Source organism: Antarcticimicrobium sp., assembly GCF_029212575.1.
Taxonomy (GTDB): domain Bacteria; phylum Pseudomonadota; class Alphaproteobacteria; order Rhodobacterales; family Rhodobacteraceae; genus Antarcticimicrobium.
Genome location: NZ_JARGPK010000087.1, coordinates 1 through 7760, shown reverse-complemented (window position 1 = coordinate 7760; position 7760 = coordinate 1). Strand labels below are relative to the sequence as shown.

11 protein-coding genes are annotated in these 7760 nt (G+C 65.6%); 2 read left to right on the top strand and 9 right to left on the bottom strand.

Translation table 11 applies throughout. The features are described 5' to 3' along the window. Both P1U75_RS18160 and P1U75_RS18155 read right to left on the bottom strand, forming a co-directional pair. Nucleotides 1–1280: AAA family ATPase (locus tag P1U75_RS18160; RefSeq protein ID WP_300245770.1), on the bottom strand; the 1280-nt coding region annotated here is incomplete at its 3' end. 97 nt (nucleotides 1281–1377) lie between these two features. Further along, nucleotides 1378–1800 (bottom strand): hypothetical protein, encoded by a 423-nt coding sequence (locus P1U75_RS18155; RefSeq protein ID WP_300245767.1) that lies wholly within the window; start codon nucleotides 1798–1800, stop codon nucleotides 1378–1380. Between the two features lie 133 nt (nucleotides 1801–1933). Here P1U75_RS18155 and P1U75_RS18150 point away from each other — a divergent pair, with 133 nt between their 5' ends. Further along, a complete protein-coding gene (locus P1U75_RS18150; RefSeq protein WP_300245765.1) occupies nucleotides 1934–2716 on the top strand; it encodes an FCD domain-containing protein in 783 nt (260 codons plus the stop codon). A 100-nt stretch (nucleotides 2717–2816) separates the two neighbouring features. Here P1U75_RS18150 and P1U75_RS18145 read toward each other — a convergent pair whose 3' ends face one another. From P1U75_RS18145 to P1U75_RS18120, 5 genes are all read right to left on the bottom strand, one after another. Then, nucleotides 2817–3377, bottom strand: coding sequence for a F0F1 ATP synthase subunit B (locus tag P1U75_RS18145; protein WP_300245763.1), 561 nt, complete (start codon nucleotides 3375–3377; stop codon nucleotides 2817–2819). Between the two features lie 5 nt (nucleotides 3378–3382). Then, nucleotides 3383–3940, bottom strand: a complete 558-nt coding sequence (locus tag P1U75_RS18140; protein ID WP_300245760.1) for a F0F1 ATP synthase subunit B' — start codon at nucleotides 3938–3940, stop codon at nucleotides 3383–3385. A 90-nt stretch (nucleotides 3941–4030) separates the two neighbouring features. Next, complete coding sequence (locus P1U75_RS18135; RefSeq protein ID WP_084351458.1) at nucleotides 4031–4255, bottom strand: F0F1 ATP synthase subunit C; 225 nt, start codon at nucleotides 4253–4255, stop codon at nucleotides 4031–4033. A gap of 52 nt (nucleotides 4256–4307) precedes the next feature. After that, nucleotides 4308–5009 carry a F0F1 ATP synthase subunit A gene (locus tag P1U75_RS18130; RefSeq protein WP_300245773.1) on the bottom strand — a complete coding sequence of 234 codons (702 nt, stop codon included), beginning with the start codon at nucleotides 5007–5009 and terminating at the stop codon, nucleotides 4308–4310. 212 nt (nucleotides 5010–5221) lie between these two features. Further along, a complete protein-coding gene (locus P1U75_RS18120) occupies nucleotides 5222–5554 on the bottom strand; it encodes an AtpZ/AtpI family protein (RefSeq protein ID WP_300245751.1) in 333 nt (110 codons plus the stop codon). Nucleotides 5555–5787: 233 nt separating this feature from the next. Between P1U75_RS18120 and P1U75_RS18115 the strand changes: the two genes are divergently transcribed. Then, the gene (locus P1U75_RS18115; RefSeq protein WP_300245749.1) at nucleotides 5788–6156 is read left to right on the top strand and encodes a metalloregulator ArsR/SmtB family transcription factor; all 369 of its coding nucleotides are present in this window, start codon (nucleotides 5788–5790) and stop codon (nucleotides 6154–6156) included. Here the strand turns inward: P1U75_RS18115 and P1U75_RS18110 are convergent. Further along, a complete protein-coding gene (locus P1U75_RS18110) occupies nucleotides 6101–6934 on the bottom strand; it encodes a transglutaminase-like domain-containing protein (protein WP_300245747.1) in 834 nt (277 codons plus the stop codon). The two genes, P1U75_RS18115 and P1U75_RS18110, sit on opposite strands and share 56 nt — an antisense overlap. A 36-nt stretch (nucleotides 6935–6970) precedes the next feature. Next, nucleotides 6971–7760: DMT family transporter (locus tag P1U75_RS18105; RefSeq protein WP_300245744.1), on the bottom strand; the 790-nt coding region annotated here is incomplete at its 5' end.

The following is a 7760-nucleotide window of genomic DNA, read 5'->3' as shown; positions in this document are numbered from 1 at the left end:
GCCACGGCCTGCCGCGCCTTTTCCTCCTCGGCCTCGGAGCGGGTCAGGGTCTTGCGGCTGTCGTCCAGCAGGCGCTGCGCCGACTGGTGGCGGGCGGCGAGGCGGGCGACATCCTCGGTCACCTGGGAGAGATGCTCCTCGCGGTCCTGCAGCACCGAGGCGGCCTCATGGGCAAGCTCGGCGGCCTCCGACAGCCGGTCCTCCTGTCCCTCGCCTGCCTTGGCAAGCTCGCGCGCCTCCCATTCCAGCCGCTCGATGGTCTCGCCGGCATCGCGGTTGAGGCCGGTCTCGCGCTCGATGTCGCGGGTCAGCTGGTCGATGCGGGCGGTCAGGGTCTCGATGGTCTTGCGCGCGCGGGCCTCTTCGTCGCTGAGCGCGTCGCGCTCCACCTGCAGCCGTTGCAGAACGGCGGCCGCGATCGCCTCTTCCTCGCGCAGGGGGGGCATCGCCTCATCCGCCCCGGCGCGGGTGCGGGCGGCCTGCTGTGCGGCGGTTTCGGCGCGGGCGGCCTCGGTCGTGCGGTCCCGCAACACGGTTTCTGCCGCCGCGCGGGCCTCGTCCGCCTCGCGCCAGCGGCGGTAGAGCAGCATCCCCTCGGAGAGCCGCAGCTGTTCGCCGATCTCGCGGTAGCGTGCAGCCTGGCGGGCCTGGCGGGCCAATTGCTGAAGCTGGACCGAGAGCTGCTCCAGCACGTCGTCGACGCGGGTCAGGTTGGTCTCGGTCGCGCGCAGCTTCAACTCGGCCTCGTGCCGGCGCTGGTAGAGGCCGGAAATGCCCGCTGCCTCCTCCAGGATGCGGCGGCGCGCGGTGGGCTTGGCGTTGATCAGCTCGGCGATCTGGCCCTGCCGCACCAGCGAGGGCGAATGCGCCCCGGTGGAGGCATCGGCAAAGAGCATCTGCACATCGCGCGCGCGCACGTCCTTGCCGTTGGCCTTGTAGGCGCTGCCGACGTCGCGGGTGATGCGGCGGATGATGTCCAGCGTGTCGCTGTCGTTGAAGCCCGCAGGCGCCAGCCGTTCGGAGTTGTCGATCTGCAGGCTGACTTCGGCGAAATTGCGCGCGGGCCGGGTGCCGGAGCCGGCGAAGATCACATCGTCCATGCCCGACCCGCGCATTGCCTTGGCACGGTTTTCGCCCATCACCCAGCGCAGCGCCTCGAGCAGGTTCGACTTGCCGCAGCCATTGGGCCCGACAACGCCGGTCAGCCCGTCCGCGATCAGAAGATCGGTCGGATCAACAAAGCTTTTGAAGCCGGTGAGTCTGAGCTTGGAAAAGCGCAAGGGCGGTCCATCGTGATTCCAGTTGAACCTGAAATGTGACGCCTCGGGGGGGCGCGAGTCAACGGCGTTGCGTCTGCATCTGGCGTTGGCCGTTCAGTTATCCCCAATATATTGACGCGCCACGGGTGGTTTGCACCGCGTCCCCCAACGCACAGGCATAGGTCGGCACGCCGCTGCGGTCGTCGGCGACGCGGCGGCAAACCTTGTGCACGTACAGCGCGGGCGGACGCCTGTCGGGGCAATCCAACCGGCCGATCACCAGCGCCTGATCGCCGAGAACGCGGGTCACCGAACACCGGGTCACCAGCGCCATCGCCAGCCCGGCGCGGGTGCGGAGCGGACCGAACCGCGGGGCGTACTGCGGATTTACCCGGACCGCCTCGGCCAGGGTGCCACGGGCGCGGACATCAAAAACGCTGCCGTTCACGGAGATACGCGTGGCCGAACTGGCGCGGAAATAGCCGGAGGGCGCGTTGCAGCCCATGAGCAGGACGAGGGAAAGCAGGGACAGAAACCGCATCGGGGCAGTCTGACGCGGGCTGGTTAACGTTGCCTAACCGTCCAGCCGTTTGCGATCTTGCCCCTCACCGCGAATGCGGTTGAGACAAACCCGGTGCGGGCCTATAACCCGTCTTGGTCAACCGGAAATCACCATGCCCTTTCAAAAGGTCCTGCCCGAAAAACTCTCAACGTCGGTCGTCCGCCAGATCGAACAGCTGATCCTGCGCGGCATCCTGCGGCCGGGCGAGCGGCTGCCGGCCGAGCGCGACCTGGCCGACCGTCTTGGGGTGTCGCGCCCCTCCCTGCGCGAGGCGGTGGCCGAGTTGCAGGCGCAGGGCCTGCTGACCACGCGGGCGGGGTCGGGCATCTACGTGGCCGAGGTGATCGGCTCGGCGTTTTCGCCGGCGCTGATCCGGCTGTTCGGCGACCATGACGAGGCGGTGTTCGATTATCTCTCGTTCCGCCGCGACATGGAGGGGCTGGCCGCCGAACGCGCGGCGCGGTTGGGCTCGGACAGCGACCTGAAGGTGATCCAGGCGATCTTCGACAAGATGGAGGCCGCACAGGCCGCGCCCGACGCCGAGGCGGAGGCCCGGCTGGACGCGCAGTTCCATTCCGCCATCATCGACGCCAGCCACAACGTGGTGATGCTGCACATGATGCGCGCGATGTACGACCTGCTGCGCCAGGGCGTGTTCTACAACAGAAAGATCATGTTCAAGCAGCGCACCTCGCGCGCAGCGCTGCTGGACCAGCACCGGGCGATCAATGCCGCGTTGCAGGCCCGCGATCCGGACGGCGCGCGCGCCGCCGTCGAGACGCATCTGGACTATGTCCAGACGGCGCTGGAGGATCAGAAGCGCGCCGACCGCAACGAGGCGATCGCCCGTCAGCGACTGTCGCGGGAAAACGGGAGCGACAGGGGCCGCAATTAGGCGCGCGATGCCCCAGCCCGGCCCGAAGTCAGCTCCGTTCGGCAAAAGAAAAACCCGGCCCAAGGGCCGGGTTTCAAACTCAATCCGCTGTGCTGGCTGTTCAGTGCAGCTTTGCATCCACCTCTGCGATGGCCGCGTCGATCAGATTGTTGCCGTCGGCTGCGGTCATCTGCTTGGCGATCACCGAGTTGGCGGCGGCCACGGCGATGGTCACGGCCTGGTCGCGAACCTCCTTGACGGCGGCGGCCTGGGCCGAGGCAATCTGGTCCTCGGCGGCGGCCAGGCGGCGAACGATGGATTTCTCCAGATCGGCCTTGGCCTGTTCCGCGGCGGCGTCCGCGTCGGACTTGGCGTGGGCCACGATCCGCTCGGCCTGGTCCTGCACTTCCTTCTGCTTGCGCTCGTAGGAGGCCAGCAGCGTCTGCGCCTCTTCACGCAGGGCGCGGGCCTCGTCCAGCTCGGACTTGATGCCGGCCGCGCGGGTATCCAGCGCCCCGCCGATCATGCCGGGGACCTTGAAGTAGAACAGGATACCGACAAAGACGAGGAAGGCGATGAGCACGACGAAGTTGGTGTTGTGCAGCGAGAAGAACGGGCCGGAGGCGGCCAGCGCGGGGCTGGCGAAGCCGAGGCTCAGGATGAGGGCGGTCAAGTTGCGCATCTGTCTTACCCTTTCATCCGCTCGGTGACGGCGCCGGAAACGGCGGCCTCGTCCGATTTGAAACCCAGCACCGAAACGATCTCGGCGGCGGTGTCCCTGGCCACGATCTCGATGCTTTCCAGTGCGCCGGCGCGGATCTCGGAGATGGCCTTTTCCGATTCGGCAGCCTTGGCGGAGATTTCCGCATCGGCCTTGGCGATGGCGACGTCGAGGTCTGCCTGAATCTCGGCGCGGGCCTCGGTCGCGATCCGCTGTGCCTCGGCGCGGGCCTCGGCAAGCGCCTTGTTATAGGCGTCCTCGGCCTCGGCGGCCTTGACCTTGAGGTCTTCGGCGGCCGCCAGGTCGTTGGTGATGGTCCCGGCGCGTTCGGACAGGATGCCGCCGATGCGCGGCAGCGCCACCCGCGACAGAATGAAGTAGATCACGACAAGCGTGACAACGAGCCAGAAGATCTGGTTCGGGAAAGTCGAGAAATCCAGCTGCGGCATGCCCGGCGCACTGTCGGCGGCGGCATGGGTCATCTCGGCAGCGGCATGACCTGCGTCGTGGGTCTCAGTTGCCATGTCGTCCTCCTTGGGAACCTAGCTTACATCGGACAGCGCGGGAATGTTACCCGCGCCGCCCGACCGTAAGGATGTCTGTTCCGAAGGTGCTTAGACGGCGAACATCAGCAGCAGAGCGACCAGGAACGAGAAGATGCCCAGTGCTTCTGCAAATGCGATGCCGATGAACAGGGTCGCGGTCTGGCCGGCGGCGGCCGACGGGTTGCGCAGGGCGCCCGACAGGAAATTGCCGGCAACATTGCCAACCCCGATTGCGGCTGCGCCGGAACCGATTGCTGCGAGGCCTGCGCCGATGTGTGCGAGATCGCCTTCCATTGTGATATCTCCTTACGATTGGAAGTTTGAATATTGGGTGATGAGGGGGACCTTAGTGCGACGGGTGCAGCGCATCCTTGAGGTACACACAGGTCAGAATGGTAAAGACATAGGCCTGGATGAAGGCCACCAGGACCTCGAGGCCGTACATGGCGGTGATCGCCAGAACCGAAACCGGGCTGACGACGGTCAGCGCGGCAAAGCCCGCGAACACCTTGATCACGGCGTGGCCCGCCATCAGGTTGCCGGCCAGACGAATGGAGTGGCTGACAGGGCGCACGAAGTAGGAAATCAGTTCGATGACCGCCAGGATCGGGCGCAGCGGTAGCGGCGCGCTCGACACCCAGAACAGACCAAGGAAGGCGGCGCCGTTCTTGACGAAGCCCAGAATGGTCACGCTGAGGAACACCAGCAGCGCCAGCACCACGGTGACGGCGAAATGCGAGGTGGTCGAGAACGACAGCGGCAGCAGCCCGAGGAAGTTGGCGGAGACGATGAACATGAACAGGGTCATCACGTAGGGGAAGAATTTCACCCCCTCCTTGCCGCAGATATCCACGACCATCTTGTGAACGAACCCATAGGCCAGTTCGGCAATCGATTGCATCCGCGACGGAACCACGGCGCGGCGCGACGAGCCCATGACCAGCAGCACGATGATTGCCAACACGGCGATTGCCATCCACAAGGCGGCATTTGTGGGCGTGAACCAATATAGCTTTTGAAGGCCCGCATCAAAAAGGTTGACTATCACTTCCTTGCCGCTTTGGAAGCTTTCGATTTGCTGAAGCGACAGGGGAACGGTCTCACCAGTCGAAAGAACGCCGTTTAAATCTGACGTGCTGACCGAAGCCACCTCACTGTGTTGAGGAAACAGCGGCTTCACGATGAACTGATCCATCGGGTGGAATACCAGGCCGCCGCTCTCAGCGGCGTGTTCTGCACCTTGCGCTTCGGTTGCCACGTTCAGCCCCTCTCGTCGTCTCGTCCGGCCTCATCGGCCAATTTCTGCTCCTGGATCTCGCGCGCGCTGCGGATCATCGTTTTGACCCCGGCGGCAAAGCCCAGCAATGTGAACAGCACCAGCAGGATCGGGAGCGTCCCGAACAGGCGGTCCAGCCCGTAGCCGATGCCAAAGCCGATCCCGAGACCGGCCACAAGTTCGATCACCATCCGCCAGGCCAGGTTCGCCTGGGAATAATGCTCATCCGCACGGGGTTTGGGCGCCTGCGCCTGTTTCGCCGCCGCGATCCGCGCCTCCAGCTGCGCCATGCGCTGGTTTTGGTCGTCTTCACTCACCGGCGCTTACCCCACGCTTTTTTCAAGCATGGTGCTAAGCGGGCGGCGGCCCCGAGTCAATCGCTAGAATGGCAATGGTCGAGATAGCGTAAATAATTGTTATATATAGTATTTTAAAAGAGAGGAAGGGGTAAAGACTGCACCCGGTGGCGGCGGTCGGGGTAAAACGGGTGCAAAAGCCATATTCAACCAAACGGTTGACGATCGCGGCGGGCCGGCGCTAGGGGCAGCGCATGACCGATCCGCTCGACATGGTATTCGCTGCCCTCGCCGACCCGACCCGGCGCGCGATCCTGTCGATGCTGCTTGAGGACGACATGGCGGTGACGGACGTGGCCGAGCCGTTCGAGATGTCGCTGGCCGCGATCTCAAAGCATCTTTCGATCCTGAGCCGCGCCGGGCTGATCAGCCAGGAGCGGCGCGGGCGGGTGAAATGGTGCAAGCTGGAGCCGGACGCGCTGCGCGCCGCCAGTGTCTGGATGCAGGGGTTCGGCCAGTTCGAGCCGGTCAACCTCGACGCGTTCGAGCGCTTCCTGGCGGCCGAACTCAGCCCGCCAGACGATCATACCCCTGAAACCGGATCTCCAGATCCGGCCGGGTGAGGGTGCCGTCGGGCTCGATCCACCAGGGTTCGGCGATCAGCTTGATGTCGATGAGCCCGGCGGAGAGGAAATTCAGCCCCATGGAATGCGCCATCGCCACCCGCACGCCCGGTTTCGGGTTCAAACCCGGGCGGATGTCGCGGCGGTCCATCTTGAGGTGGTGGGCGATGTCCCATTCCTGCACCAGGGTGCCGGCGCGGGTGACGACCCAGCAGTGCATGTCCTCGCAATGGGTGTGTTTTTCCTCGGGGATGAAATAACCGGTGACATAGCCCGCCTCGTAGCCCGCCGCGCGGCAGGCGGCGATGAAATAGGCGTTGATGTCGACGCAGGAGCCGACGGTCAGCGAACAGACCTGCGGGATCTCGTCGTGGCCGTCGTTGAACCGCTGCTCGGGGTGACCATAGGTGAAGAGCGCTGCGACGTGATCGGCCAGTGCCTTGATCCCCGCCGGGTCGTGCCCGTCGGCGATGCCCTGAACCTCATCGCCCAGTGCCGCGGCGCTGCGGGTGAAGCGGCTGTCGCGCCGGGTGAACAGCGCCTCGGGATAAGTGGCGCCCCCGGTGACATAGTGCCAGTCAATCCCGATGCGGTCAGCGGTCGGCGTCAGCGCCATCGCATGTTGTGCCGCCAACGGATCGGCGATCAGCCGCGTCGCGGCGCCGTGCACCGCGACCGAGACCGGCGCGGTCTGCGGCGTCGACAGGCCCAGGGGGGCCAGCAGCGTGACGCCTTCGCGGGCGGGTAGTGAGACGGAGAGACAGATATCGTCGGTCATGGGGGCTCCCTACGCCATGCGGATGACTGATTTGTGTCAGGCGTCCTGTTCGAGCAGCAGGATCAGCGCCACGACCGTCATCGCGATCCCTGCCAGCACCAGACCGTTGGGCGCGCTGCCGCCCAGGGCGATTTCCCACAGGATCACCCAGGAGGGCGTCAGATATGTATAGGCCATCACCTTGGCCGAGGGCAGGTACAGGGTGGCGAACTGCAGCAGCACGAAGGTCACGGCGCTGGCGAAGATCGCCACATAGAACAGCCCGATCCAGACGATCGGCGGCAATGCCGCCCAGTCGGTTGCGCGGATGTCGTTCCAGCCGAACACCACCAGCACGGCGCAGCCGGCCAGAAGGGTGCCGAAGGTGAACATCAACGGGGTCTCTCCCCGGTTCAGGCGCCGCACCATCGGCGTATAGGCCGCATGGGCGACGCAGCCGAGGAAATAGATCGCCTCGCCCTTGCCGATCTGAAAGGCCCGCGCCGCCTGCAGGTCGGCGTCGAAAATCACCCAGAGCGCGCCGGCCGCCCCGACCGCGAGCGCGAGGGCCATGCGCGCGGTGGTGACCTGTCGCAGCAGCCACCAGCCGAACAGACCGGAGAGGATCGGCGTCAGGGTGAACACCGCGGCGGCGCTGACTGGCTTGGCGGTTTTCAGCCCCTCGAACATCAGCACGAAGTAGGCGGCGAACATTCCGCCCAGCACCAGATAGCGCCAGGGCGCCTTGAAACTGTCGCGCTTCACTTCGCCCCGGGCGAGGGCCAGCCCGCCAACGAGGAACGAGGCCAGCACGAACCGCGCGGCATTGAGCGCCGTGGGCGCGATC